Origin of the sequence: Pseudomonas sp. PvP028 (genome assembly GCF_017832255.1) — a bacterium.
GTDB lineage: Bacteria > Pseudomonadota > Gammaproteobacteria > Pseudomonadales > Pseudomonadaceae > Aquipseudomonas > Aquipseudomonas syringae.
In genome coordinates, this window is the sequence record NZ_JAFIBL010000001.1 from 2,441,698 (window position 1) to 2,467,061 (window position 25,364).

20 protein-coding genes and 2 tRNA genes are annotated in these 25,364 nt (G+C 58.0%); 21 read left to right on the forward strand and 1 reads right to left on the reverse strand.

Going from position 1 to position 25,364, the window contains the following annotated elements; genetic code table 11:
- The first annotated feature begins 62 nt into the window (after positions 1–62).
- The 6 genes from dnaK (at position 63) to greA (ending at position 9,458) form a co-directional block, all read left to right on the forward strand.
- On the forward strand, positions 63–1,979 hold the full coding sequence (gene dnaK, locus JOE34_RS10880) for a molecular chaperone DnaK (RefSeq protein WP_003313641.1): 1,917 nt from the start codon (positions 63–65) through the stop codon (positions 1,977–1,979).
- A gap of 327 nt (positions 1,980–2,306) precedes the next feature.
- Complete coding sequence (gene dnaJ / locus JOE34_RS10885) at positions 2,307–3,449, forward strand: molecular chaperone DnaJ (RefSeq protein ID WP_003395180.1); 1,143 nt, start codon at positions 2,307–2,309, stop codon at positions 3,447–3,449.
- A gap of 21 nt (positions 3,450–3,470) precedes the next feature.
- On the forward strand, positions 3,471–4,274 hold the full coding sequence (gene dapB, locus JOE34_RS10890; protein ID WP_003431540.1) for a 4-hydroxy-tetrahydrodipicolinate reductase: 804 nt from the start codon (positions 3,471–3,473) through the stop codon (positions 4,272–4,274).
- A gap of 216 nt (positions 4,275–4,490) precedes the next feature.
- On the forward strand, positions 4,491–5,627 hold the full coding sequence (gene carA / locus JOE34_RS10895) for a glutamine-hydrolyzing carbamoyl-phosphate synthase small subunit (protein WP_003395184.1): 1,137 nt from the start codon (positions 4,491–4,493) through the stop codon (positions 5,625–5,627).
- Positions 5,628–5,763: 136 nt separating this feature from the next.
- Positions 5,764–8,985 (forward strand): carbamoyl-phosphate synthase large subunit, encoded by a 3,222-nt coding sequence (carB, locus tag JOE34_RS10900; protein ID WP_003340565.1) that lies wholly within the window; start codon positions 5,764–5,766, stop codon positions 8,983–8,985.
- Entirely contained in the window at positions 8,982–9,458 is a 477-nt protein-coding gene (gene greA / locus JOE34_RS10905) for a transcription elongation factor GreA (protein ID WP_003340567.1), read from the forward strand. The genes carB and greA overlap by 4 nt, the downstream gene beginning before the upstream one ends.
- A 79-nt stretch (positions 9,459–9,537) precedes the next feature.
- On the opposite strand, the gene JOE34_RS10910 is transcribed toward greA, so the two are convergent.
- Positions 9,538–9,849: a YhbY family RNA-binding protein gene (locus JOE34_RS10910; RefSeq protein WP_003340569.1), complete on the reverse strand. Its 312-nt coding sequence runs from the start codon at positions 9,847–9,849 to the stop codon at positions 9,538–9,540.
- Between the two features lie 103 nt (positions 9,850–9,952).
- Here JOE34_RS10910 and rlmE point away from each other — a divergent pair, with 103 nt between their 5' ends.
- The 15 genes from rlmE (at position 9,953) to pnp (ending at position 25,324) form a co-directional block, all read left to right on the forward strand.
- The gene (gene rlmE, locus JOE34_RS10915) at positions 9,953–10,603 is read left to right on the forward strand and encodes a 23S rRNA (uridine(2552)-2'-O)-methyltransferase RlmE (protein WP_003313635.1); all 651 of its coding nucleotides are present in this window, start codon (positions 9,953–9,955) and stop codon (positions 10,601–10,603) included.
- 193 nt (positions 10,604–10,796) lie between these two features.
- Positions 10,797–12,701, forward strand: coding sequence for an ATP-dependent zinc metalloprotease FtsH (gene ftsH / locus JOE34_RS10920; protein WP_003313633.1), 1,905 nt, complete (start codon positions 10,797–10,799; stop codon positions 12,699–12,701).
- An 8-nt stretch (positions 12,702–12,709) separates the two neighbouring features.
- The gene (gene folP / locus JOE34_RS10925) at positions 12,710–13,561 is read left to right on the forward strand and encodes a dihydropteroate synthase (protein ID WP_024959665.1); all 852 of its coding nucleotides are present in this window, start codon (positions 12,710–12,712) and stop codon (positions 13,559–13,561) included.
- Between the two features lie 16 nt (positions 13,562–13,577).
- Positions 13,578–14,921: a phosphoglucosamine mutase gene (glmM, locus tag JOE34_RS10930; protein WP_003395197.1), complete on the forward strand. Its 1,344-nt coding sequence runs from the start codon at positions 13,578–13,580 to the stop codon at positions 14,919–14,921.
- 66 nt (positions 14,922–14,987) lie between these two features.
- Positions 14,988–15,743, forward strand: a complete 756-nt coding sequence (gene tpiA, locus JOE34_RS10935; protein WP_010418808.1) for a triose-phosphate isomerase — start codon at positions 14,988–14,990, stop codon at positions 15,741–15,743.
- A 4-nt stretch (positions 15,744–15,747) separates the two neighbouring features.
- Positions 15,748–16,128 carry a preprotein translocase subunit SecG gene (secG, locus tag JOE34_RS10940; RefSeq protein WP_003313628.1) on the forward strand — a complete coding sequence of 127 codons (381 nt, stop codon included), beginning with the start codon at positions 15,748–15,750 and terminating at the stop codon, positions 16,126–16,128.
- A 45-nt stretch (positions 16,129–16,173) separates the two neighbouring features.
- Positions 16,174–16,259, forward strand: a tRNA-Leu gene (locus tag JOE34_RS10945).
- 95 nt (positions 16,260–16,354) lie between these two features.
- Positions 16,355–16,431, forward strand: a tRNA-Met gene (locus JOE34_RS10950).
- A 130-nt stretch (positions 16,432–16,561) separates the two neighbouring features.
- On the forward strand, positions 16,562–17,020 hold the full coding sequence (rimP, locus tag JOE34_RS10955) for a ribosome maturation factor RimP (protein ID WP_002555126.1): 459 nt from the start codon (positions 16,562–16,564) through the stop codon (positions 17,018–17,020).
- A 59-nt stretch (positions 17,021–17,079) separates the two neighbouring features.
- Positions 17,080–18,561 carry a transcription termination factor NusA gene (gene nusA / locus JOE34_RS10960; RefSeq protein WP_003340582.1) on the forward strand — a complete coding sequence of 494 codons (1,482 nt, stop codon included), beginning with the start codon at positions 17,080–17,082 and terminating at the stop codon, positions 18,559–18,561.
- A 27-nt stretch (positions 18,562–18,588) separates the two neighbouring features.
- A complete protein-coding gene (gene infB / locus JOE34_RS10965; protein WP_024664112.1) occupies positions 18,589–21,117 on the forward strand; it encodes a translation initiation factor IF-2 in 2,529 nt (842 codons plus the stop codon).
- 159 nt (positions 21,118–21,276) lie between these two features.
- Positions 21,277–21,693 carry a 30S ribosome-binding factor RbfA gene (gene rbfA, locus JOE34_RS10970; protein WP_003424544.1) on the forward strand — a complete coding sequence of 139 codons (417 nt, stop codon included), beginning with the start codon at positions 21,277–21,279 and terminating at the stop codon, positions 21,691–21,693.
- 3 nt (positions 21,694–21,696) lie between these two features.
- Positions 21,697–22,614: a tRNA pseudouridine(55) synthase TruB gene (gene truB, locus JOE34_RS10975; RefSeq protein ID WP_004416157.1), complete on the forward strand. Its 918-nt coding sequence runs from the start codon at positions 21,697–21,699 to the stop codon at positions 22,612–22,614.
- 159 nt (positions 22,615–22,773) lie between these two features.
- Positions 22,774–23,043 carry a 30S ribosomal protein S15 gene (gene rpsO, locus JOE34_RS10980; RefSeq protein ID WP_002555121.1) on the forward strand — a complete coding sequence of 90 codons (270 nt, stop codon included), beginning with the start codon at positions 22,774–22,776 and terminating at the stop codon, positions 23,041–23,043.
- A 175-nt stretch (positions 23,044–23,218) separates the two neighbouring features.
- Positions 23,219–25,324, forward strand: a complete 2,106-nt coding sequence (gene pnp, locus JOE34_RS10985; RefSeq protein WP_003340592.1) for a polyribonucleotide nucleotidyltransferase — start codon at positions 23,219–23,221, stop codon at positions 25,322–25,324.
- Positions 25,325–25,364 lie beyond the last annotated feature (40 nt).

Sequence of the window (25,364 nt, forward strand, 5' to 3'; positions counted from 1 at the left end):
CACGGTGTCAACGCACTGGCGGCAACCAAATCCAAGTTTTGCAAGTTTCGGGAGAGTCAAAGATGGGCAGAATTATCGGTATCGACCTGGGGACTACCAACTCCTGCGTCTCCATTCTGGAAAACGGTAACGTCAAGGTTATCGAGAACGCTGAAGGTACTCGTACTACACCTTCGATCATCGCCTATGCAAATGATGGCGAGATCCTGGTCGGTCAGTCCGCCAAGCGTCAGGCGGTCACCAACCCGCACAACACCCTGTACGCGGTGAAGCGTCTGATCGGTCGCAAGTTCGAAGAGGATGTCGTTCAGAAAGACATCCAGATGGTCCCTTACAAGATCGTCAAGGCTGACAACGGTGACGCCTGGGTTGAAGTGAATGGCCAGAAAATGGCGCCTCCTCAGATTTCCGCTGAAATCCTGAAGAAAATGAAAAAGACTGCCGAAGACTACCTCGGTGAAGCGGTTACCGAAGCGGTCATCACCGTTCCGGCCTACTTCAACGACAGTCAGCGTCAGGCTACCAAGGACGCTGGCCGTATCGCCGGTCTGGACGTCAAGCGCATCATCAACGAACCTACCGCAGCTGCGCTGGCGTACGGTATGGACAAGGCCAAGGGCGACCACACTGTCATCGTTTATGACCTGGGTGGCGGTACTTTCGACGTCTCGGTCATCGAGATCGCTGAAGTCGATGGCGAGCACCAGTTCGAAGTGTTGGCCACCAACGGTGACACGTTCCTGGGTGGTGAAGACTTCGACATTCGTCTGATCGACTACTTCGTCGACGAATTCAAGAAAGAAAGCGGCATGAACCTCAAGGGTGATCCGCTGGCCATGCAGCGTCTGAAAGAAGCTGCCGAAAAAGCCAAGATCGAGCTGTCTTCCAGCACCCAGACCGAAGTCAACCTGCCGTACATCACTGCAGACGCAACCGGTCCTAAGCACCTGGTAGTGAAGATCTCCCGCTCCAAGCTGGAATCGCTGGTTGAAGACCTGGTTCAGCGCACCATCGCTCCATGCGAAATGGCGCTGAAAGATGCTGGCATCGACAGAAGCAAGATCAACGACGTGATTCTGGTCGGTGGTCAGACGCGTATGCCGCTGGTTCAGAAGCTGGTGACCGAGTTCTTCGGCAAAGAAGCACGTAAAGACGTCAACCCTGACGAAGCCGTTGCCATGGGTGCTGCCATTCAGGGCGCAGTCTTGGCCGGTGACGTCAAAGACGTTCTGCTGCTGGACGTCAGCCCGCTGACTCTGGGTATCGAAACCATGGGCGGCGTGATGACTGCGCTGATCGAGAAAAACACCACGATTCCTACCAAGAAATCCCAGGTGTTCTCGACTGCCGATGACAACCAGAACGCGGTAACCATCCACGTCCTGCAGGGCGAGCGTAAGCAAGCCGGTCAGAACAAGTCTCTGGGCAAGTTCGACCTGGCCGAGATTCCACCTGCTCCACGTGGCGTGCCACAGATCGAAGTGACCTTCGACATCGACGCAAACGGCATCCTGCACGTTGGCGCGAAAGACAAGGCCACCGGCAAGCAGCAGTCCATCGTGATCAAGGCCAACTCCGGTCTGTCCGAGGAAGAAATTCAGCAGATGGTTCGCGATGCTGAAGTCAACTCCGAAGAAGATCGCAAGTTCGAAGAGCTGGCCTCTGCCCGTAACCAGGGTGATGCGCTGGTCCACTCGACTCGCAAGATGATCGCTGACGCGGGCGACAAGGTCACCGCTGAAGAGAAGACTGCGGTAGAAGCTGCACTGGTTGCTCTGGAAGCCGCTATTAAAGGCGACGACAAGGCTGCCATTGAAGCCAAGGTCGAAGAGCTGTCCAAGGTTTCCGCGCCAATCGCTCAGAAGATGTACGCCGAGCAGGCTGAAAACCCGGACGCTGCGGCCAAGCCAGCTGAAGAAACTGCCAAGGCTGACGATGTCGTCGACGCCGAGTTTGAAGAAGTAAAAGACCACAAGTAAGCGCAGGCTCACTTGAAAGCCGGTTGACCTCTTTCGAGCGCTGACTGGTAGGATGTCGCCGCGCGGGAGCTTGCTCCCGCGTTGGCGTGTCTGGAACAAGCAAAAATTTCGGCGTGTGGAGTTGCTCCGCACGCCACGTGGCAAGATCGCGACGCTCCTGCGTGGCGAATCATTCTGCCGCTTTCTCGGCCGGATGCATCTGGCTGCTGAACGAAGACCAGGATCGTTGAATCGACGTGAGTTGGGTCCGGGCCTGTATGGGGCTCAACGAGTTTGGTGCGGCTCAGGAGAGCCTTCGCCGAACGTCCTCAAGAGTGCGGAAGAATTATGGCAAAGCGTGATTATTACGAAGTGTTGGGAGTGGAGCGAGGCTCCAGCGAGGCGGATCTGAAGAAGGCTTATCGCCGTCTGGCGATGAAGCATCACCCTGACCGCAACCCTGATGACAAAGCATCGGAAGAGCTGTTCAAAGAGGCCAACGAAGCCTACGAAGTGCTTTCCGACGCCAGCAAGCGCGCGGCCTACGATCAGTATGGCCATGCCGGTGTCGATCCGAGCATGGGTGGCGGCGGTGGTTTTGGCGGCGGTGCCGGTGGCGCCAACTTCTCCGATATCTTCGGCGATGTGTTCAGCGACTTCTTTGGTGGCGGCCGTGCCGGCGGCGGCGGTGGTCGTGGCGGCGCTCAGCGTGGCAGTGACCTGCGCTATACGCTGGAGCTGAATCTGGAGGAGGCGGTTCGCGGTACTAACGTGAATATCCGCGTTCCGACGCTGGTCAACTGCAAGCCGTGCGACGGCAGCGGTGCCAAGAAAGGTTCTTCGCCGGTCACATGCCCTACGTGTGGTGGCATTGGTCAGGTGCGCATGCAGCAGGGGTTCTTCTCCGTGCAGCAAACCTGTCCGCGCTGCCACGGCCACGGCAAGATCATCTCTGACCCGTGCGATTCCTGCCATGGCGAAGGTCGCGTCGAAGAGTCCAAGACGCTTTCCGTCAAAGTGCCGCCAGGTGTTGATACTGGTGACCGCATTCGTCTGTCTGGCGAAGGCGAGGCTGGTACTCAGGGTGGTCCGACCGGCGACCTGTATGTCGTGATCAATGTGCGCGAGCACGCGATCTTCCAGCGTGACGGCAAGCACCTGTTCTGCGAAGTGCCTATCAGCTTTACCGATGCAGCGTTGGGCGGCGAGCTTGAAGTGCCGACGCTGGACGGTCGCGTCAAACTGAAAATCCCCGAAGGTACCCAGACCGGCAAGCAGTTCCGCTTGCGTGGCAAGGGCGTCGCTCCAGTGCGTGGCGGCGGTGCCGGTGACTTGATGTGCCGTGTTGCAGTCGAAACCCCGGTCAACCTGAGCAAGCGCCAGCGCGAGCTGCTTGAAGAGTTCCGCACCTCGCTTGAAAACGACGAGTCCCATTCTCCGAAAGCCAGTGGCTGGTTTGAGGGTGTGAAGCGTTTCTTCGGCGATCTGTAAGGCTATCAACGGGAGCAGGGCATGCGACGTATTGCTGTAGTAGGCGCCGCCGGGCGTATGGGCAAGACCTTGATCGAGGCGGTTCAGCAGGCGCCGGGCGCCGGGCTGACCGCCGCTATCGATCGTCCTGACAGCACGCTGGTGGGCGCTGATGCGGGCGAACTGGCTGCGCTGGGTCGTATCGGTGTGCCGTTGTCAGGTGATCTGGCAAAGGTGGCGGACGAATTCGACGTTCTGATCGACTTTACTCATCCTTCGGTGACGCTGAAAAATCTGGCGTTCTGTCGCAAGGCAGGCAAGGCGATGATCATTGGTACCACCGGTTTCAGCGCGGAAGAAAAGCTGCGTCTGGAAGAGGCGGGCAAAGACATTCCAATCGTCTTTGCTGCCAATTTCAGCGTCGGTGTGAACCTGTGTCTGAAGCTGCTCGACACCGCTGCACGCGTTCTGGGTGATGAGGTCGATATCGAAATCACCGAGGCGCACCATCGGCACAAGGTCGATGCGCCGTCCGGCACCGCCTTGCGTATGGGTGAAGTGGTTGCCAATGCGCTGGGTCGCGATCTGGAAAAGGTCGCGGTCTACGGTCGTGAAGGCCAGACCGGCGCGCGTGATCGTCAGACCATCGGGTTTGCGACCATTCGTGCCGGTGACGTTGTGGGTGATCACACCGTGCTGTTCGCAGCGGACGGTGAGCGGGTCGAGATCACGCACAAGGCATCCAGTCGCATGACCTTCGCCAAGGGTGCTGTGCGGGCTGCAATGTGGCTCGACGGCAAGGCGCCAGGGCTTTACGACATGCAGGATGTGTTGGGCCTGCATTGATTTCATACAGGGCCATTCGTGGCCCTGTCGCATTTTCCCGCATTTCAGGCTCATTGGTGGTAGACCAAAATGGGCCTTTTCTGTAAGCTACAGCTTTAGTGTGTCCACTAAAAGCGCGCAGATGATTCCATAAGAAAGCGGGGTGACGTAACTACGTCATTCCGCTTTTTTGCAGCCTGCGATCGCCCTTTCAGGTTTTATTTACGGGAGGTCTTCTTGACTAAGCCAGCCATACTCGCCCTTGCTGATGGCAGCATTTTTCGCGGCGAAGCCATTGGAGCCGACGGTCAGACCGTTGGTGAGGTGGTGTTCAACACCGCAATGACAGGCTATCAGGAAATTCTTACCGATCCTTCCTACGCCCAGCAGATCGTTACCCTGACTTACCCGCATATCGGCAACACCGGCACCACCCCTGAAGACGCAGAGTCGAATCGCGTCTGGTCCGCCGGCCTGGTCATTCGCGACCTGCCTCTGGTCGCCAGCAACTGGCGTAACAAGCTGTCCCTCGGTGATTACCTGAAAGCCAATAACGTCGTTGCCATCGCTGGCATCGACACGCGCCGCCTGACCCGCATCCTGCGTGAGAAAGGCGCCCAGAACGGCTGCATCCTGGCCGGCGATAACATCACCGAAGAGGCGGCCATCGCCGCTGCCCGCAGCTTCCCGGGCCTCAAGGGCATGGACCTGGCCAAGGAAGTCTGCACCAAGGACACCTACGAGTGGCGTTCCAGCGTCTGGGATCTGAAAACCGACAGCCACCCTGAAATTGCCGCCTCCGAGCTGCCTTATCACGTGGTCGCCTACGATTACGGCGTCAAGGTGAACATCCTGCGCATGCTGGTTGAGCGCGGTTGCCGTGTAACCGTGGTGCCGGCGCAAACGCCTGCCAGTGAAGTGCTCGCCTACAAGCCGGACGGTGTTTTCCTGTCCAACGGCCCTGGTGACCCGGAGCCGTGCGACTACGCCATCAAGGCGATCAGAGAAGTGCTGGAAACCGACATTCCGGTGTTCGGCATCTGCCTCGGCCATCAGCTTCTGGCGCTGGCCGCGGGTGCCAAGACCGTGAAGATGGGCCACGGCCACCACGGTGCCAACCACCCGGTCCAGGATCTGGACACCGGTGTGGTCATGATCACCAGCCAGAACCACGGTTTTGCGGTGGATGAGGCAACCCTGCCGAGCAACGTTCGCGCCATTCACAAGTCGCTGTTCGACGGCACCCTGCAGGGTATCGAACTGACCGACAAGAGCGCATTCAGCTTCCAGGGTCACCCTGAAGCGAGTCCGGGCCCGAACGACGTCGCGCCTTTGTTCGATCGCTTTATCGAAGCCATGGCCAAGCGCCGCTGACCGGTTGCCTTGAGACTGTAATACGCAGGTGCCCAGGGCGGCCCCGGACTCAATGTCCGGTCGCTGCCGCCCAGGCCACCTCAGACAAATGTTCAAGACGGCTTGCCGACTGACCTGCGGATTTGAGTGACAACCCATGCCAAAACGTACAGATATTAAAAGCATCCTGATTCTCGGCGCCGGCCCCATCGTGATCGGCCAGGCCTGTGAATTCGACTACTCCGGCGCCCAGGCCTGCAAGGCTCTGCGTGAGGAGGGTTACCGCGTCATCCTGGTGAACTCCAACCCTGCCACCATCATGACCGACCCGGCCATGGCTGACGCCACCTACATCGAGCCGATCAAGTGGCAGACCGTTGCCAAGATCATCGAAAAAGAACGTCCGGACGCGCTGCTGCCAACCATGGGGGGCCAGACGGCTCTGAACTGCGCACTGGATCTGGAGCGCGAAGGCGTTCTGGAGAAGTTCGGTGTTGAAATGATCGGCGCCAACGCTGACACCATCGACAAGGCAGAAGACCGTTCGCGCTTCGACAAGGCGATGAAGTCCATCGGCCTGGCGTGCCCGCGCTCCGGTATCGCGCACAGCATGGAAGAAGCCAACGCAGTTCTTGAAAAGCTCGGCTTCCCTTGCATCATCCGTCCGTCGTTCACCATGGGTGGCACCGGCGGCGGTATCGCTTACAACCGTGAAGAGTTCGAGGAAATCTGCGCCCGTGGTCTGGACCTGTCGCCAACCAAGGAATTGCTGATCGACGAATCGCTGATCGGCTGGAAAGAGTACGAAATGGAAGTTGTCCGCGACAAAAAGGACAACTGCATCATCGTCTGCTCGATCGAGAACTTCGACCCGATGGGTGTGCACACTGGTGACTCGATCACCGTAGCGCCGGCACAGACCCTGACCGATAAGGAATACCAGATCCTGCGTAATGCCTCGCTGGCAGTGCTGCGCGAGATCGGCGTTGAAACCGGTGGTTCCAACGTTCAGTTCGGCATCTGCCCGAATACCGGCCGCATGGTCGTGATCGAAATGAATCCGCGCGTATCGCGTTCCTCTGCACTGGCTTCCAAGGCGACCGGCTTCCCGATCGCTCGCGTTGCCGCCAAGCTGGCAGTGGGCTACACCCTTGACGAGCTGTCGAACGAAATCACTGGCGGCAAGACCCCGGCGTCGTTCGAACCGTCGATCGACTACGTCGTCACCAAGCTGCCGCGCTTTGCCTTCGAGAAATTCGCCAAGGCCGATGCACGTCTGACCACTCAGATGAAGTCGGTCGGTGAAGTCATGGCCATCGGCCGTACCTTCCAGGAATCCCTGCAGAAAGCCCTGCGCGGCCTGGAAGTCGGTGTGTGTGGTCTTGATCCGAAGCTGGACCTGAGCCATCCGGAAAGCATGAGCACGCTCAAGCGCGAGCTGACTGTGCCGGGCGCCGAGCGTATCTGGTACGTCGCCGACGCCTTCCGCGCCGGCATGACGGTCGAAGAAATCTTCGCCATGAACATGATCGACCCTTGGTTCCTGGTGCAGATCGAAGACCTGATCAAGGACGAAGAGAAGATCAAGACCCTGGGTCTGTCAGCAATCGACCGTGACGTGATGTTCCGTCTCAAGCGCAAGGGCTTCTCCGACGCGCGTCTGGCCAAGCTGCTGGGCGTTACCGAGAAGAACCTGCGGACGCATCGTCACAAGCTCGAAGTGTTCCCGGTCTACAAGCGCGTCGACACCTGCGCAGCCGAGTTCGCAACCGATACCGCGTACCTGTACTCGACCTACGAGGAAGAGTGCGAAGCCAACCCGTCGACGCGTGACAAGATCATGATCCTGGGTGGCGGCCCGAACCGCATCGGCCAGGGTATCGAGTTCGACTACTGCTGCGTGCATGCTGCGCTGGCGCTGCGTGAAGACGGTTACGAGACCATCATGGTCAACTGCAACCCGGAGACCGTCTCCACCGACTACGACACCTCGGACCGTCTGTACTTCGAGCCTGTCACCCTGGAAGACGTGCTGGAAATCGTCCGTGTCGAGAAGCCGAAAGGTGTGATCGTCCAGTACGGTGGTCAGACGCCTCTGAAACTGGCGCGTGCTCTTGAAGCTGCCGGCGTGCCGATCATCGGCACCAGTCCCGATGCCATTGACCGTGCCGAAGACCGCGAGCGCTTCCAGCACATGGTCGAGCGTCTGAACCTGCGTCAGCCGCCAAACGCCACTGTGCGCAGCGAAGACGAAGCGATTCGTGCCGCAGCGAAGATCGGTTATCCACTGGTGGTGCGTCCGTCCTATGTACTGGGTGGCCGTGCGATGGAAATCGTTTACCAGGAAGACGAACTCAAGCGTTACCTGCGCGAAGCGGTTCAGGTGTCCAACGACAGCCCGGTGCTGCTGGACCACTTCCTGAACTGCGCAATCGAGATGGACGTCGATGCGGTCTGCGACGGTACTGACGTGGTAATCGGCGCGATTATGCAGCACATCGAGCAGGCGGGCGTTCACTCCGGTGACTCCGCGTGCTCGCTGCCGCCGTACTCGCTGCCGGCTCACATCCAGGACGAGATGCGCGAGCAGGTCAAGAAGATGGCGCTGGAACTGGGCGTTGTCGGCCTGATGAACGTGCAGCTGGCGCTTCAGGGCGAAGACATCTACGTCATTGAAGTCAACCCGCGCGCATCGCGTACCGTGCCGTTCGTTTCCAAGTGCATCGGTGTTTCCCTGGCGATGATCGCTGCCCGCGTGATGGCAGGCAAAACCCTGAAAGAGCTGAACTTCACCAAGGAAATCATTCCGAACTTCTACAGCGTGAAAGAGGCAGTGTTCCCGTTTGCCAAATTCCCTGGCGTTGACCCGATCCTCGGCCCGGAAATGAAATCGACCGGTGAAGTGATGGGTGTGGGTGATACCTTTGGCGAAGCGTTTGCCAAGGCCCAGATGGGCGCGAGCGAAGTGCTGCCGACTGGCGGTACCGCGTTCATCAGCGTGCGTGACGATGACAAGCCTCTGGTTGAAGCGGTCGCTCGTGACCTTATCAATCTTGGTTTCGAGATCGTTGCCACCGCAGGCACCGCCAAGCTGATCGAGGCGGCAGGCCTGAAAGTGCGTCGCGTCAACAAGGTGACCGAAGGCCGTCCGCATGTGGTCGACATGATCAAGAACGACGAAGTCACTCTGATCATCAACACCACCGAAGGTCGCCAGTCGATCGCGGATTCCTACTCCATCCGTCGCAACGCCCTGCAGCACAAGATTTACTGCACCACTACCATTGCAGCAGGCGAAGCGATCTGTGAAGCGCTCAAGTTCGGTCCGGAGAAGACCGTACGTCGTTTGCAGGATCTCCATGCAGGATTGAAGGCATGATCAAATACCCAATGACCGTCCAGGGCGCTCGCGCCCTGGAAGAAGAGCTGACCCACCTGACCAAGGTGATTCGTCCCAAGTTGAGCCAGGACATCGGTACTGCGCGCGAACTGGGCGACCTCAAGGAAAACGCCGAATACCATGCTGCCCGCGAGCAGCAGGGGATGGTCGAGGCGCGTATTCGTGATATCGAAGGCCGCATGCAGAACGCTGTGATCATCGACGTCACGACTATTCCGCACACCGGCAAGGTGATCTTCGGCACGACAGTCGAAATCGCCAATGTCGAGACTGACGAAAGCGTGGTCTATCAGATCGTGGGTGAGGACGAAGCAGATATCAAGAAAGGCAAGATTTCAGTGGGCTCGCCCATTGCCCGTGCCTTGATTGCCAAGGAAGAGGGTGATGTCGTTGTCGTGAAAACGCCGAGTGGCGTGATCGAATACGAAATCGTCGAAGTGCGTCATATCTGATGCTGGCGCCCGTTTTTACGGGTGCTTTCAGCGGCAAAAAAGAGTCAGGGCTCGCTTTTGGCGGCCCTGACTTCTGTTTTTATCCGTGTGCGCGGTGGACGTTGGACAGTTGCTTGTTTACCTTTGGGTTCTTGCGATAGATCAACGCCATTTTGCCGATGACCTGAACCAGGTCGGCAGAACCGGCCTTGCACAGTTCTGCGATGGCACCGAGACGGCTTTCGCGGTCGAGGATGTTGAGCTTGATCTTGATCAGCTCATGATCGCTCAGTGCGCGTTCAAGCTCTGCAAGTACACCTTCAGTCAAACCATTGTCAGCCACGATCAATACCGGTTTCAGATGGTGGCCAATGGATTTGTATTGTTTCTTCTGCTCTGGAGTGAGCGGCATAATCTGACCTCTGCGTCTGATCTTTTAAAAGCGGCGGCCAGTTTACCCGAGCGAGTCCGGGACCGCCCAGTTAATCACGACTCGTTTATTTTTGAGGTGCCCCGTGGCCCGTTCCAAGACAAGCCATAACTGGCTCAAAGAACACTTCGACGACAAGTACGTCAAAATGGCACAAAAGGACGGTTACCGTTCGCGTGCCAGTTACAAGCTGCTCGAGATCCAGGAAAAGGACAAACTCATCCGTCCGGGCATGACCGTGATCGACCTCGGCGCGGCGCCGGGAGGCTGGTCGCAGGTGACCAGTCGTCTGATCGGCGGTCAAGGTCGTCTGATCGCTTCCGACATCCTTGAAATGGACAGCATCCCCGATGTGACCTTCATTCAGGGGGATTTTACCGAGGATGCGATTCTTGAGCAGATACTCGAGGCAGTCGGTAATACGCAGGTAGACCTTGTGATTTCCGATATGGCCCCCAATATGAGTGGATTGAGCGCTGTAGATATGCCGCGTGCAATGTTTCTCTGCGAATTGGCGCTCGATCTTGCTGGTCGGGTACTGCGTCCCGGTGGCGATTTTCTGATCAAGGTCTTCCAGGGTGAAGGCTTCGATGTCTACCACAAGGATATCCGCAAGCTGTTCGACAAGGTGCAGATGCGCAAGCCGTCGTCGTCCCGCGACAGGTCCCGCGAGCAATACCTGCTGGCTCGCGGCTTCCGCGGCATTGATGGCGCGGCCAGCATCGAACGTTTTTGACAAGGCGCGATAGCTTTTTTCAAATGGCGTTACCGATGCAGCATGACTGAACATTATGTTGTCAAAGTTTCACAAAGGGTTACAGACGGTGTCTGCCGTATCTGTAGGTTCTGTAGTAAGTTAGGCCGGTGAATATCATGCGAGGCACGCTTGCTGCGTGGAGCTTGCTTCAGAGGGTAGCTAATTGAACGATATGGCAAAGAATTTGATCCTGTGGTTGATCATCGCGGCTGTCCTTGTGACGGTGATGAACAACTTCTCCAGCCCGAACGAGCCGCAGAACCTCAACTATTCCGAGTTCATCCAGCAGGTCAAGGATGGCAAGGTCGAGAAGGTTTCTGTTGACGGCTACGTCATTACGGGCAAGCGCAGCGATGGCGACACCTTCAAGACCATCCGCCCGAACATCCCGGACAATGGCCTGATCGGTGATCTGGTCAGCAACAACGTCGTGATCGAAGGCAAGCAGCCTGAGCAGCAGAGCATCTGGACCCAGTTGCTGGTGGCCAGCTTCCCGATACTGGTGATCATCGCTGTGTTCATGTTCTTCATGCGCCAGATGCAGGGCGGGGCGGGCGGCAAGGGCGGCCCGATGAGCTTCGGCAAGAGCAAGGCGCGTCTGTTGTCAGAAGATCAGGTCAAGACGACCCTGGCTGACGTTGCCGGATGCGACGAAGCCAAGGAAGAAGTCGGCGAACTGGTCGAATTCCTTCGCGATCCGGGCAAGTTCCAGCGCCTGGGCGGTCGTATTCCGCGCGGCGTGCTGATGGTCGGCCCTCCAGGTACTGGTAAGACGCTGATCGCCAAGGCCATTGCCGGCGAAGCGAAGGTCCCGTTCTTCACGATTTCCGGTTCCGACTTTGTCGAAATGTTCGTGGGTGTTGGTGCGAGCCGCGTTCGCGACATGTTCGAGCAAGCCAAGAAACACGCGCCATGCATCATCTTCATCGACGAAATCGACGCAGTCGGTCGCCATCGTGGCGCCGGCATGGGCGGTGGTCATGACGAGCGTGAGCAGACTCTCAACCAGTTGCTGGTCGAGATGGACGGTTTTGAAATGAATGACGGCATCATCGTCATTGCCGCTACCAACCGTCCTGACGTGCTGGATCCGGCTCTGCTGCGTCCGGGTCGGTTCGACCGTCAGGTCGTTGTAGGTCTGCCGGACATTCGTGGCCGTGAGCAGATTCTCAAGGTTCACATGCGCAAAGTGCCAATGGGTGAAGACGTCAACCCGGGCGTTATCGCTCGTGGTACGCCAGGCTTCTCCGGTGCGGATCTGGCCAACCTGGTCAACGAAGCGTCGCTGTTCGCGGCTCGCTCCGGCAAGCGCGTTGTAGAGATGAAAGAGTTCGAGCTGGCCAAGGACAAGATCATGATGGGCGCCGAGCGCAAATCGATGGTCATGTCCGATAAGGAAAAGCGCAACACGGCTTACCACGAGGCGGGTCACGCTATCGTTGGTCGTCTGGTGCCAGAGCATGATCCGGTCTACAAGGTTTCCATCATTCCGCGCGGTCGTGCGCTGGGTGTGACGATGTTCCTGCCTGAAGAAGACCGTTACAGCCTGTCCAAGCGTGCGTTGATCAGCCAGATCTGCTCGCTGTATGGTGGTCGTATTGCTGAAGAGATGACTCTGGGCTTCGATGGCGTCACAACCGGTGCCTCCAATGACATCATGCGTGCCAGCCAGATTGCCCGGAACATGGTGACCAAGTGGGGTCTGTCTGAAAAGCTTGGCCCGCTGATGTACTCGGAAGATGAAGATGCAGGTTACCTGGGGCGCGGCGGCAGCCAGAACTCCAGTGTTTCCGGCGATACTGCCAAGCTTATCGACTCCGAAGTGCGCAGCATCATCGACCACTGCTATGGCACCGCCAAGCAGCTGTTGACGGATAATCGCGACAAGCTGGAAGCGATGGCCGACGCGCTGATGAAGTACGAAACCATTGATGCCGACCAGATCGACGACATCATGACCGGTCGTACTCCGCGCGAGCCGCGTGACTGGGGTGGTGGTTCGGGTACCAACGGTACGCCGATCACGCCTGACCCTCGTCCGGAAACTCCGATTGGCGGCCCTGCTGCCGAGCACTAAGGTCTGACATGACATCTGCGCTGTACCCAACCCGGTTGCCTTGCGGCAACCGGGTTCTTGATTTGGCCCATACGCATGTGATGGGCATCCTCAACGCAACCCCGGACTCATTTTCCGATGGCGGCCGCTACAGCCAGCTCGATGCGGCGCTGCGTCACGCCGAGGCAATGGTGCAGGCTGGCGCGACGCTTATCGATGTCGGTGGCGAGTCAACGCGTCCGGGCGCGCGTCCTGTCTCTGCGTCGGAAGAGGTCGAGCGTGTGGCTCCGCTGGTCGAGGTCATCGCGCGCGAACTGGATGTGATCATCTCTGTGGATACCTCCACCCCTGAGGTCATGCTGGCGACGGCTGGACTGGGTGCCGGGCTTATCAACGACGTTCGCGCGCTGCAGCGCCCAGGCGCGCTTGAGGCGGCCGCAAGCACCGGTTTGCCGGTCTGTCTCATGCATATGCTGGGCGAGCCCGGAACCATGCAGAATGACCCGCACTACGATGACCTGGTGGGCGAGGTCTGTGCCTTCCTGGCTGAGCGCATGAAGCAGTGCGTCGCTGCAGGAATCGGTCAGCAGCAGATCATTCTTGATCCGGGCTTTGGCTTTGCCAAGACACTGGAGCACAATCTGAGCCTGTTCAAGCATATGGAAGCGCTGCATGCGCTCGGCCGCCCTTTGCTGGTGGGTGTTTCGCGCAAGAGCATGATCGGTGCTGTGCTGGGGCGTCCCGTCGACCAGCGTCTGTCCGGCGGGCTCGCCCTGGCGGTTCTGGCGATGGCCAAAGGGGCAAGAATTCTACGTGTGCATGATGTCGCCGAAACGGCTGACGTGGTGCGCATGATCACAGCTGTCGAAGCAGCTGAATAACAACAGTGGGGCATCCATGACTACCAGAAAATATTTCGGAACCGACGGCATTCGCGGTCGTGTAGGGCAATTCCCGATCACTCCCGAGTTCATGCTGAAACTGGGTTGGGCCGCCGGCATGGCTTTCCGCAAGATGGGCGCCTGCCGGATTCTTGTCGGCAAGGACACGCGTATCTCCGGCTACATGTTCGAGTCTGCCCTCGAGGCCGGCCTCTCCGCTGCGGGCGCTGACGTTCTCTTGCTGGGGCCGATGCCGACACCGGCCATCGCCTATCTGACACGTACCTTTCATGCCGAGGCTGGCATCGTCATCAGCGCCTCGCATAATCCGCACTACGACAACGGCATCAAGTTCTTCTCCGGTCAGGGCACCAAGCTGCCTGACGAGATCGAAATGATGATCGAAGAGCTGCTTGACGCACCGATGACCGTGGCTGAGTCCGAGAACCTCGGCAAGGTCTCGCGGATCAACGATGCGGCCGGGCGTTACATCGAATTCTGCAAAAGCAGCGTGCCTACCAGCACCGACTTCGCCGGCCTCAAGGTCGTCATCGACTGCGCTCACGGTGCGACTTACAAGGTAGCGCCCAACGTATTTCGTGAGCTGGGCGCGCAGGTCGTGGTGCTTTCCGCGCAACCTGACGGGCTCAACATCAACAAGGACTGTGGCTCCACGCACATGGAAGCCCTGCAGGCGGCCGTGCTTGCCGAGCATGCGGACATGGGCATCGGTTTCGACGGTGACGGCGACCGCGTGTTGATGGTTGATCACACCGGGACCATCGTCGATGGCGACGAATTGCTTTACATCATCGCCCGCGACCTGCATGAGCGGGGTCGCTTGCAGGGCGGCGTCGTCGGCACATTGATGAGCAACCTCGGGCTTGAACTGGCCCTGGCCGAGCAGGGTATTCCTTTTGTTCGGGCCAATGTCGGTGACCGCTATGTGATCGCCGAGCTGCTAGAGCGCAACTGGCAGATAGGCGGTGAAAACTCCGGTCATATCGTCTGTTTCCAGCACGCCACCACCGGTGATGCGATTATTGCCTCGTTGCAGGTAATACTGGCCCTGCGTCGCAGTGGTGTGAGCCTGGCCGAAGCGCGTCTGAAATTGCGCAAATGTCCGCAAATCCTGATCAACGTACGCTTCGCCGGGTCGGGTGTTGACCCGGTCTCGCATCCGTCGGTCCAGGAGGCCTGCGCTCGCGTCACCGAGCAGATGGCCGGGCGTGGCAGGGTACTGCTGCGCAAATCGGGTACCGAGCCGCTGGTGCGCGTCATGGTCGAAGGCGAGGACGAAACGCAGGTCAGGGCGTACGCCGAAGAACTCGCAAAACTGGTTACTGAAGTTTGCGCCTGATTTCGGCTTGCCAGTGTCGGAACTGTTGGGTAACATCTGCGCCCACTTTGACCCACGAGGTGTAGCATGCGTCGCCCAATGGTAGCTGGTAACTGGAAAATGCACGGTACCCGCGCCAGCGTCGCTGAGCTGATCGAGGGTTTGTGCAAGCAGTCTTTGCCAGGCAGCGTCGATATCGCCGTAATGCCTGCCAGTCTGTTTACTTGTCAGGTAGTCGAAGGGCTCAAGGCAACGTCGATCATCGTTGGTGCGCAGGATGCAGCCATTCAGGCTGAGCAGGGCGCGCTGACGGGTGAAGTTGCATCGAGCCAGCTGGCTGATGCAGGTTGCAAACTGGTACTTGTCGGGCACTCCGAGCGTCGTCAGTTGATTGGCGAGCAGGATGATGTTCTGAACAAGAAGTTTGCGGCGATTCAGGCGAAAGGTCTGACACCTGTGCTTTGCGTAGGTGAAACGCTGGAAGAGCGCAAGGCGGGGCAAACGCTTGAAGTGGTAGGGCGTCAGCTGAGCAGTGTCATCGCCGAGTTTGGCGTCAACGCACTGGTCAACGCTGTTATTGCCTACGAGCCGGTCTGGGCCATTGGCACCGGATTGACTGCTTCGCCTCAGGAAGCCCAGGAAGTGCACGCAGCAATCCGTGCGCAACTGGCACAAGAGAATGCCGAAGTCGCACAAGGCGTGCGACTTCTCTATGGCGGCAGCGTGAAGGCGGCCAATGCGGTCGAGCTCTTCAGCATGCCGGATATCGATGGGGGGCTCATTGGTGGAGCTTCCCTGAATGCAGATGAGTTCGGTGCGATCTGTCGCGCCGCGGGAAACTGAAAAAATGCTGGAAACAGTCGTAATCGTTTTTCACCTGTTGGGCGCTCTGGGCGTTGTCGCTCTGGTATTGCTGCAGCAGGGTAAAGGTGCCGACGCAGGCGCGTCGTTCGGAGCAGGTGCATCAAATACTGTCTTCGGAGGTCAAGGAACCTCTACCTTTCTCAGTAAGTTTACTGCTATACTTGCGGCATGTTTTTTCATAACCAGCTTGGGGTTAGGTTACTTTGCTAAAGAGAAAGCTCAACAGCTGACTCAAGTAGGTTTGCCAGACCCTGCAGTACTGGAAGTGAAGCAAAAGCCGGCAGCAGATGATGTGCCGGTTCTCGAAGGGCAAAAGCCAGCCGCTGTTCCAGCTGACGTACCTCAAGCCCCAGAGAAGAAGTAATACAGAATTCGGCGATGTTCGTGAGGTCGCCAAAAGAGTTGTAATGCCGAGGTGGTGGAATTGGTAGACACGCAACCTTGAGGTGGTTGTGCCCATAGGGTGTAGGGGTTCGAGTCCCCTTCTCGGTACCAATTAACAGGAGAGCCCGCACTAGCGGGCTTTCTTGTAGGTGGATGTTGGATTGACCCAGCAATGGATCGGTCGTATACTTCCGCCCCAGCTTTGTCGCGGGGTGGAGCAGTTTGGTAGCTCGTCGGGCTCATAACCCGAAGGTCGTTGGTTCAAATCCAGCCCCCGCAACCAGTTTTAGCGGAGCCCCTTTTAAGGGGCTTTTTGTTAGCTGGACAGTACATGACGTCGATGTTCAGCGGCGTTTTCAGGGATGGGCTTTTGCCCATTTTTTTATTTCTAAAGCATGCACGAGGGGGTTCAGGTGTCGAGCAAGCTAGAACAGTTGCAGGACTTGTTGGCCCCAGTGGTCGTGGCCCTTGGCTACCAATGCTGGGGAATCGATTTCAGTTCCCAGGGCAAGCATTCGGTGCTGCGCATTTATATCGACAAGGAAGGGGGCGTTCTGGTCGACGACTGTGCAATCGTCAGTCGCCAGATCAGCGGTGTATTGGACGTAGAAGATCCAATCAGCACCGAGTACACCCTCGAAGTATCTTCTCCTGGCATGGAGCGCCCGCTGTTCACTATTGAGCAGTTTGCTTCGTACGCCGGGGAACAAGTGAAAATAAAGCTGCGTTCACCTTTCGAAGGTCGACGCAACTTTCAAGGCCTTCTCCGCGGGGTGGAGGAGCAGGATGTCGTGGTGCAGGTTGAAGACCATGAGTTCCTGTTGCCGATCGACATGATCGACAAGGCCAACATTATTCCCACGTTTGACTGAGACGTGCCGGTTACTGCGGATCCCGCGGATCCAATGGCTTGCGAAAGGCGAGGCGTACGATGAGCAAAGAAGTACTGCTGGTTGTTGAGTCGGTGTCCAATGAAAAGGGCGTTCCGGCAAGTGTCATTTTTGAAGCGCTGGAGCTGGCTCTGGCCACTGCTACCAAGAAACGTTTTGAAGATGAAGTAGAATTGCGTGTAGAGATCAATCGCCAGACAGGCAACTACGAGACTTTCCGTCGCTGGACAGTTGTCGAAGACGAAGATCTGGACGATCCTGCTTACGAATTGGCCGTGGATCAGGCCCAGGCGAAAAAGCCGGGTGCTGTTGCCGGCGACCTGATCGAAGAAAAAATCGATTCCATCGAATTCGGTCGTATCGCTGCGCAGACCGCCAAGCAAGTCATTGTGCAGAAAGTTCGCGAAGCCGAGCGTGCTCAGGTAGTCGACGCCTACCGCGAGCGTCTGGGTGAAATCATTTCTGGTACTGTTAAAAAGGTTACGCGTGACAATGTCATCGTTGACCTGGGTAACAATGCCGAAGCCTTGCTGGCTCGTGAAGACATCATTTCCCGGGAAACTTTCCGGGTCGGTGTTCGCGTCCGTGCTCTGCTGAAGGAAATTCGCACCGAAAACCGTGGCCCTCAGCTGATCCTGTCGCGTACTGCGCCAGAGATGCTGATCGAGCTTTTCCGCATTGAAGTGCCGGAAATTGCCGAAGGTCTGATCGAGGTGATGGCTGCCTCCCGTGACCCGGGCTCTCGTGCGAAAATCGCTGTTCGCTCCAAGGATAAACGAATCGACCCGCAAGGTGCCTGTATCGGCATGCGCGGTTCGCGAGTTCAGGCTGTTTCCGGCGAGCTGGGTGGCGAGCGTGTGGATATCGTTCTTTGGGACGATAACCCGGCGCAGTTCGTGATCAATGCAATGTCCCCTGCAGAAGTAGCGGCAATCATCGTAGATGAAGACGCGCATGCAATGGATATCGCAGTGGGAGCGGACAACCTGGCCCAGGCTATTGGTCGTGGCGGTCAGAACGTGCGTCTGGCAAGTCAGCTGACTGGCTGGACCCTGAACGTAATGACCGAATCGGACATCCAGGCCAAGCAGCAAGCTGAAACCGGTGACATCCTGCGCAATTTCATCGAAGAACTCGAAGTCGATGAAGAATTGGCACAGGTGCTGGTTGATGAAGGCTTCACCAGCCTGGAAGAGATTGCCTACGTACCGTTGGAAGAAATGCTCAACATCGACGGCTTTGACGAAGACATCGTCAACGAGCTTCGCGCTCGTGCCAAGGATCGTTTGTTGACTAAAGCCATCGCTACAGAGGAAAAGCTGGCAGACGCCCATCCGGCCGAAGACCTGCTCTCGCTTGAGGGTATGGACAAGGATTTGGCGATGGAACTGGCGGTGCGCGGCGTAATTACCCGCGAAGACCTGGCCGAGCAGTCTATAGATGACCTGCTCGACATCGACGGCATTGACGATGATCGTGCCGGCAAGTTGATCATGGCCGCCCGAGCCCACTGGTTCGAGTAATTGGGCGCGGCCTGAGGAGAGAAGTGCATGACGCAAGTCACGGTGAAAGAACTGGCCAAAGTGGTCGACACACCGGTAGAGCGCCTGTTACAGCAGATGCGTGAGGCAGGTCTGCCGCACACCGCCGCCGAGCAAGTTGTGACCGATAACGAAAAACAAGCCTTGTTGACGCACTTGAAAAGCGGTCACAAGGCCAAGGTGGAAGAGCCTCGCAAGATTACCTTGCAGCGCAAAACCACCAGCACCCTGCGAGTTGCTGGCAGCAAGAGCATCAGCGTTGAAGTGCGCAAGAAGAAAGTCTTTGTGCAGCGTAGCCCGGAAGAGATCGAAGCCGAGCGCAAGCGCGAGATGGACGAACGCCGTGCGGTAGAAAACGCCGCTCGTCAAAAGGCTGAAGAAGAAGCCAAGCGTCGCGCTGAAGAAGATGCGCGCAATCAGCCTGCTGCTAGCCAGCCTGCTTCGGCTGCTGCCGAGCCTGTTGCCGCCGCCGAGCCTGTGCGCGAAGCATCGCCAGCAGCTGCTGCTCCGGCACCGGCCAGCGCAGCGCCTTCTGCCGATGCTCGCAAGCGTGACGAACAACGTCGCCCTGACAAGCCTCGTGCTGACGACCGCAACGCCCGTGGTGGCGACGGCGAGCGTAAAAACGCTCCGCATCGCGCTTCGGTCAAGGAGAAGGCTCCGGCCCCTCGCGTTGCTCCTCGCACTACCGACGAAGAAAGCGACAGCTTCCGTCGTGGTGGTCGTGGCAAGGGCAAGCTGAAGAAGCGTAACGCGCATGGTTTCCAGAGCCCTACCGGCCCGGTCATCCGTGACGTGGCCATTGGCGAGACCATCACTGTCGGCGAATTGTCGGCACAGATGTCGGTCAAGGCTGCTGAAGTCATCAAGTTCATGTTCAAGATGGGCACCCCGGTGACCATCAACCAGGTACTGGATCAGGAAACTGCCCAGTTGATCGCCGAAGAGCTGGGCCACAAGGTCACGCTGGTCAGCGACAACGCCCTGGAAGATTCCCTGGCCGAATCGCTGAAGTTCGAAGGTGAGTCGTTCTCCCGTGCACCGGTTGTGACCGTAATGGGCCACGTCGACCACGGTAAGACCTCGCTGCTCGACTACATCCGTCGTGCCAAGGTTGCAGCTGGCGAAGCCGGCGGCATCACCCAGCATATCGGTGCCTACCACGTTGAAACCGAACGCGGCATGGTCACGTTCCTCGACACCCCTGGTCACGCTGCGTTTACCGCCATGCGTGCCCGCGGTGCCAAGGCAACGGATATCGTGATTCTGGTTGTTGCAGCTGACGACGGCGTGATGCCTCAGACCATCGAAGCTGTTCAGCATGCTGTTGCGGCTGGCGTTCCGCTGGTTGTTGCGGTGAACAAGATCGACAAGCCTGGTGCTGACCTCGATCGTATCCGCAGCGAGCTGTCGGTCCATGGCGTGACGTCCGAAGAGTGGGGCGGTGATACGCCTTTCGTTTCGGTCTCCGCGAAGATGGGTACTGGCGTCGACGAATTGCTGGAAGCTGTTCTGCTGCAGGCCGAAGTCCTGGAACTCAAGGCAACCCCGTCGGCCCCTGGTCGTGGTGTCGTTGTCGAGTCCCGTCTGGACAAGGGCCGTGGTCCGGTCGCTACTGTTCTGGTTCAGGACGGTACGCTGCGTCAGGGCGACATGGTTCTGGTCGGTTCGAACTTCGGCCGCATCCGCGCCATGCTCGACGAGAACGGCAAGCCGGTCAAAGAAGCAGGTCCTTCCATCCCTGTCGAGATCCTCGGCCTGGACGGTACACCGGACGCTGGCGACGAGATGAGCGTGCTGTCGGACGAGAAGAAAGCCCGTGAAGTGGCTCTGTTCCGTCAAGGCAAGTTCCGCGAAGTCAAACTGGCCCGTGCTCACGCTGGCAAGCTGGAAAACATCTTCGAGAACATGGGTCAGGCAGAGAAGAAGACGCTCAACATCGTCCTCAAATCTGACGTACGCGGTTCCCTCGAAGCGTTGAACGGCGCCTTGAACGGCCTGGGTAACGACGAAGTGCAAGTGCGCGTGGTCGGTGGCGGTGTCGGTGGTATCACCGAGAGCGACGCCAACCTGGCACTGGCCTCCAACGCTGTACTGTTCGGCTTCAACGTGCGTGCCGACGCTGGCGCGCGCAAGATCGTCGAGCAGGAAGGTCTGGATATGCGTTACTACAACGTGATCTACGACATCATCGAAGACGTCAAGAAAGCCCTTACCGGCATGCTTGGCAGCGACGTCCGGGAGAATATCCTGGGTATCGCCGAAGTCCGCGATGTGTTCCGTTCGCCGAAATTCGGCGCGATCGCAGGGTGTATGGTTCTGGAAGGCACTGTCTACCGTAACCGTCCGATTCGTGTTCTGCGCGAAGACATCGTTATCTTTGAAGGCGAGCTGGAATCCCTGCGCCGCTTCAAGGACGACGCTGCCGAAGTACGTGCAGGCATGGAATGCGGTATCGGCGTCAAGAGCTACAACGACGTCAAGGTCGGTGACAAGATCGAAGTCTTCGAGAAGGTCCAAGTGGCTCGCAGCCTCTAAATCGCGAGCTTCAGGAGTCATGGTGGAAGCCTTGCATGCAAATGCTCTGCTTTCCTCATGGGCTCTAAACGCAACGCCCGGTCTGGCAAGTGTCAGGCCGGGCGTTTGCCGCTTTCAGACTGTCAGGGTTTGGTCCCGGATCAGTAACAGGTAACAAGCATGGCAAAAGAATACAGCCGTACCCAACGTATCGGCGATCAGATGCAGCGCGAACTGGCGCAGCTGATCCGTCGCGAAATCAAGGACCCACGCGTGGGTCTGGTCACCATCACCGCCGTAGACGTCAGCCGTGACGTGGGTCATGCGAAGATTTTCATGACCGTCATGGGCCAGGACAGCGCGGAAGAAATCGCGCAGACCATCAAGGTGCTCAACGCTGCTGCAGGTTTCCTGCGTATGCAGTTGGCCCGTGAGATGAAGCTGCGCAGCGTGCCTCAACTGCATTTCCACTATGACGAAAGCGTCGTGCGTGGCGCGCATCTCTCGGCACTGATCGAGCGTGCCGTGGCAGAAGACGGCCAGCATCAGGAAGGCCCTGCATCGCCGGATGCAAAGCCTGAAAGTACCGAGGAATAAAGAGTGGCTCAGGTCAAGCGTATACGCCGCAATGTCAGCGGGATCATCCTGCTCGACAAGCCACTGGGTTTCACTTCCAACGCCGCTCTGCAAAAGGTTCGCTGGCTGCTCAATGCCGAGAAAGCCGGGCACACCGGCAGCCTTGATCCTCTGGCAACGGGCGTTCTGCCGTTGTGCTTTGGTGAAGCGACCAAGTTCTCTCAGTACCTGCTCGATTCGGACAAGTCCTACGAGACCCTGGCGCAACTCGGTAAAACCACTACCACTGCCGACTCAGAAGGCGAGGTTCTGCTCACGCGTCCGGTGACCGTTGGTCGTGACGATATTGAAGCGGTTCTGCCGCATTTTCGCGGACAAATCAGTCAGATACCTCCCATGTACTCGGCCCTCAAGCGTGATGGCCAGCCACTTTACAAGCTGGCGCGTGCAGGGGAAGTAGTGGAGCGCGAGCCCCGTTCTGTTACTATTGCGCGCCTGGAATTACTTGCTTGCGAAGGTGACACGGCACGTCTGTCCGTCGATTGCAGCAAAGGCACCTATATCCGCACGCTGGTCGAGGATATCGGTGAGAAGCTTGGTTGTGGTGCTTATGTCGCAGAGCTGCGTCGTACCCAGGCCGGGCCTTTCACGCTGGCTCAGACAGTGACGCTGGAAGAGCTCGAGCAGGTGCATGCCGACGGCGGCAATGAAGCGGTTGACCGTTTCCTGATGCCATCGGACAGCGGTCTGCTGGACTGGCCGCTGTTGAAGTTTTCGGAACACAGTTCGTTTTACTGGTTGCATGGTCAGCCAGTGCGCGCGCCGGACGCACCGAAATTCGGTATGGTTCGCGTGCAGGATCACGAAGGTCGCTTCATCGGTATCGGTGAAGTCGCCGAAGACGGGCGCATTGCGCCGCGTCGCCTGATTCGGTCAGAGTGACCGAAACCAGTCCAGCCGTCGGCTTGCCGGCGAGTGGGGTGGAACGAGGATGGCTGTCAACAGGCACGGTCATACCTCATTTTTTAATACGAGGATCTGTCCTCGGCCTGTTGGAAACGTTTCTCCGGAAACGCTTCCTTGCACAAAAGGATTGCCCACATGGCACTCAGCGTTGAAGAAAAAGCTCAGATCGTAACCGACTACCAGCAAGCTGTTGGTGATACTGGTTCGCCAGAAGTGCAAGTTGCACTGCTGACCGCCAACATCAACAAACTGCAAGGCCACTTCAAGGCCAACGGTAAGGACCACCACTCGCGTCGTGGTCTGATCCGTATGGTAAACCAGCGTCGCAAGCTGCTGGATTACCTGAAAGGTAAGGACGTTAGCCGTTACAGCGCCCTGATCGGTCGTCTGGGTCTGCGTCGCTAATAACGACGTTGCTAGAGGTTGGTTGTCTGTCACGATCCGTCGGGTTTTCCCGGTGGTTCTGGCAGGCTCCCAGCCTCAAGTTTTATCTGGGCTGTGGAAGGGGCCGATTCCCCACGCTGCCCAAGAATTCGCAAGAAACCAGTTCCCCAAGAGCCACAAAGAAAGGTAGGAAACCGTGAACCCGGTAATCAAAAAGTTTCAGTTCGGTCAATCGACCGTAACCCTCGAGACAGGCCGTATCGCCCGTCAAGCCTCTGGTGCAGTATTGGTCACCGTTGACGACGACGTCAGCGTACTCGTGACTGTGGTCGGCGCCAAACAGGCTGACGCTGGCAAAGGCTTCTTCCCTCTGTCCGTGCACTATCAGGAAAAAACCTACGCTGCCGGCAAGATTCCTGGCGGTTTCTTCAAGCGTGAAGGCCGTCCTTCCGAGAAAGAAACCCTGACTTCGCGCCTGATCGACCGTCCGATCCGCCCGTTGTTTCCAGAAGGCTTCATGAACGAAGTGCAGGTTGTCTGCACCGTCGTCTCCACCAGCAAGAAAATCGATCCGGACATCGCTGCGATGATCGGTACTTCGGCTGCCCTGGCCATCTCCGGTATCCCGTTTGACGGTCCGGTCGGTGCTGCCCGCGTTGCTTTCCACGAAAGCACCGGCTACCTGTTGAACCCTACTTACGAGCAGTTGCAGGCTTCGAGCCTGGACATGGTCGTTGCCGGTACTTCCGAAGCCGTTCTGATGGTTGAGTCGGAAGCCAAAGAGCTGACCGAAGACCAGATGCTGGGCGCTGTGCTGTTCGCGCATGACGAGTTCCAGGTCGTGATCAACGCCATCAAGGAACTGGCTGCCGAAGCCGCCAAGCCTACCTGGGCCTGGCAGCCTAAGCCTGAAGCGACTGAACTGCTGAGCGCTATCCGCTCCGAGTTCGGCGAAGCGATCTCCCAGGCTTACACCATCACCGTCAAAGCCGACCGTTATGCGCGTCTGGGCGAGCTGAAAGATCAGATCGTTGCCAAACTGGCTGTGGAAGAAGGCAGCCCGTCTGCCAGCGAAGTCAAAGCCGCTTTCGGCGAAATCGAATACCGCACCGTTCGCGAAAACATCGTCAACGGCAAGCCGCGTATCGATGGCCGTGACACCCGCACCGTTCGTCCTCTGAACATCGAAGTCGGCGTTCTGCCAAAGACTCACGGTTCGGCACTGTTCACCCGTGGCGAAACTCAGGCGCTGGTCGTTGCCACGCTGGGTACTGCACGTGACGCACAGCTGCTCGATACCCTCGAAGGCGAGAAAAAAGACCCCTTCATGCTGCACTACAACTTCCCTCCGTTCTCGGTGGGCGAGTGTGGTCGCATGGGCGGTGCAGGTCGTCGTGAAATCGGTCACGGCCGTCTGGCCCGTCGCAGTGTCCAGGCCATGCTGCCAGGCGCTGACGTGTTCCCGTACACCATCCGTGTCGTATCGGAAATCACCGAGTCCAACGGCTCCAGCTCCATGGCTTCGGTCTGCGGTGCTTCCCTGGCTCTGATGGACGCTGGTGTGCCGATGAAGGCGCCGGTTGCCGGTATCGCCATGGGTCTGGTCAAGGAAGGCGAGAAGTTCGCGATTCTGACCGACATCCTGGGTGACGAAGACCACCTGGGTGACATGGACTTCAAGGTAGCCGGTACCTCCAAAGGTGTTACCGCGCTGCAGATGGACATCAAGATCAAAGGCATCACCGAAGAAATCATGGAGATCGCCCTGGGCCAGGCCCTGGAAGCTCGCCTGAACATCCTCGGCCAGATGAACCAGATCATCGGTCAGTCGCGTAACGAACTGTCGGCCAACGCTCCGACCATGATCGCGATGAAGATCGACACCGACAAGATCCGTGACGTGATCGGCAAGGGTGGCGCAACCATCCGTGCCATCTGCGAAGAGACCAAGGCTTCGATCGACATCGAAGACGACGGCTCGATCAAGATCTTCGGCGAGTCCAAGGAAGCGGCTGAGGCAGCACGTCAGCGCGTTCTGGGCATCACCGCAGAAGCGGAAATCGGCAAGATCTACGTCGGCAAGGTTGAGCGCATCGTCGATTTCGGCGCATTCGTCAACATCCTGCCGGGCAAGGACGGTCTGGTTCACATCTCGATGCTGAGCGATGCTCGCGTAGAGAAAGTGACCGACATCCTCAAGGAAGGTCAGGAAGTCGAAGTACTGGTACTGGACGTGGATAACCGCGGCCGTATCAAGCTGTCGATCAAAGACGTAGCCGCAGCGAAAGCGTCGGGCGTCTGATCGATCTGAGCGGTATGTGAAAAAGGGACTCTTCGGAGTC

Excerpts from the sequence above, each read along its gene's own strand:
- rbfA (WP_003424544.1), top strand. The coding sequence starts at position 21,277 with ATGGCAAAAGAATACAGCCGTACCCAACGTATCGGCGATCAGATGCAG.
- secG (WP_003313628.1), top strand. The coding sequence starts at position 15,748 with ATGCTGGAAACAGTCGTAATCGTTTTTCACCTGTTGGGCGCTCTGGGC.
- dnaK (WP_003313641.1), top strand. The coding sequence starts at position 63 with ATGGGCAGAATTATCGGTATCGACCTGGGGACTACCAACTCCTGCGTC.
- ftsH (WP_003313633.1), top strand. The coding sequence starts at position 10,797 with ATGGCAAAGAATTTGATCCTGTGGTTGATCATCGCGGCTGTCCTTGTG.
- nusA (WP_003340582.1), top strand. The coding sequence starts at position 17,080 with ATGAGCAAAGAAGTACTGCTGGTTGTTGAGTCGGTGTCCAATGAAAAG.
- JOE34_RS10910 (WP_003340569.1), bottom strand. The coding sequence starts at position 9,849 with ATGCCGCTCACTCCAGAGCAGAAGAAACAATACAAATCCATTGGCCAC.
- dnaJ (WP_003395180.1), top strand. The coding sequence starts at position 2,307 with ATGGCAAAGCGTGATTATTACGAAGTGTTGGGAGTGGAGCGAGGCTCC.
- rpsO (WP_002555121.1), top strand. The coding sequence starts at position 22,774 with ATGGCACTCAGCGTTGAAGAAAAAGCTCAGATCGTAACCGACTACCAG.
- tpiA (WP_010418808.1), top strand. The coding sequence starts at position 14,988 with ATGCGTCGCCCAATGGTAGCTGGTAACTGGAAAATGCACGGTACCCGC.
- folP (WP_024959665.1), top strand. The coding sequence starts at position 12,710 with ATGACATCTGCGCTGTACCCAACCCGGTTGCCTTGCGGCAACCGGGTT.
- carB (WP_003340565.1), top strand. The coding sequence starts at position 5,764 with ATGCCAAAACGTACAGATATTAAAAGCATCCTGATTCTCGGCGCCGGC.
- infB (WP_024664112.1), top strand. The coding sequence starts at position 18,589 with ATGACGCAAGTCACGGTGAAAGAACTGGCCAAAGTGGTCGACACACCG.
- dapB (WP_003431540.1), top strand. The coding sequence starts at position 3,471 with ATGCGACGTATTGCTGTAGTAGGCGCCGCCGGGCGTATGGGCAAGACC.
- greA (WP_003340567.1), top strand. The coding sequence starts at position 8,982 with ATGATCAAATACCCAATGACCGTCCAGGGCGCTCGCGCCCTGGAAGAA.
- glmM (WP_003395197.1), top strand. The coding sequence starts at position 13,578 with ATGACTACCAGAAAATATTTCGGAACCGACGGCATTCGCGGTCGTGTA.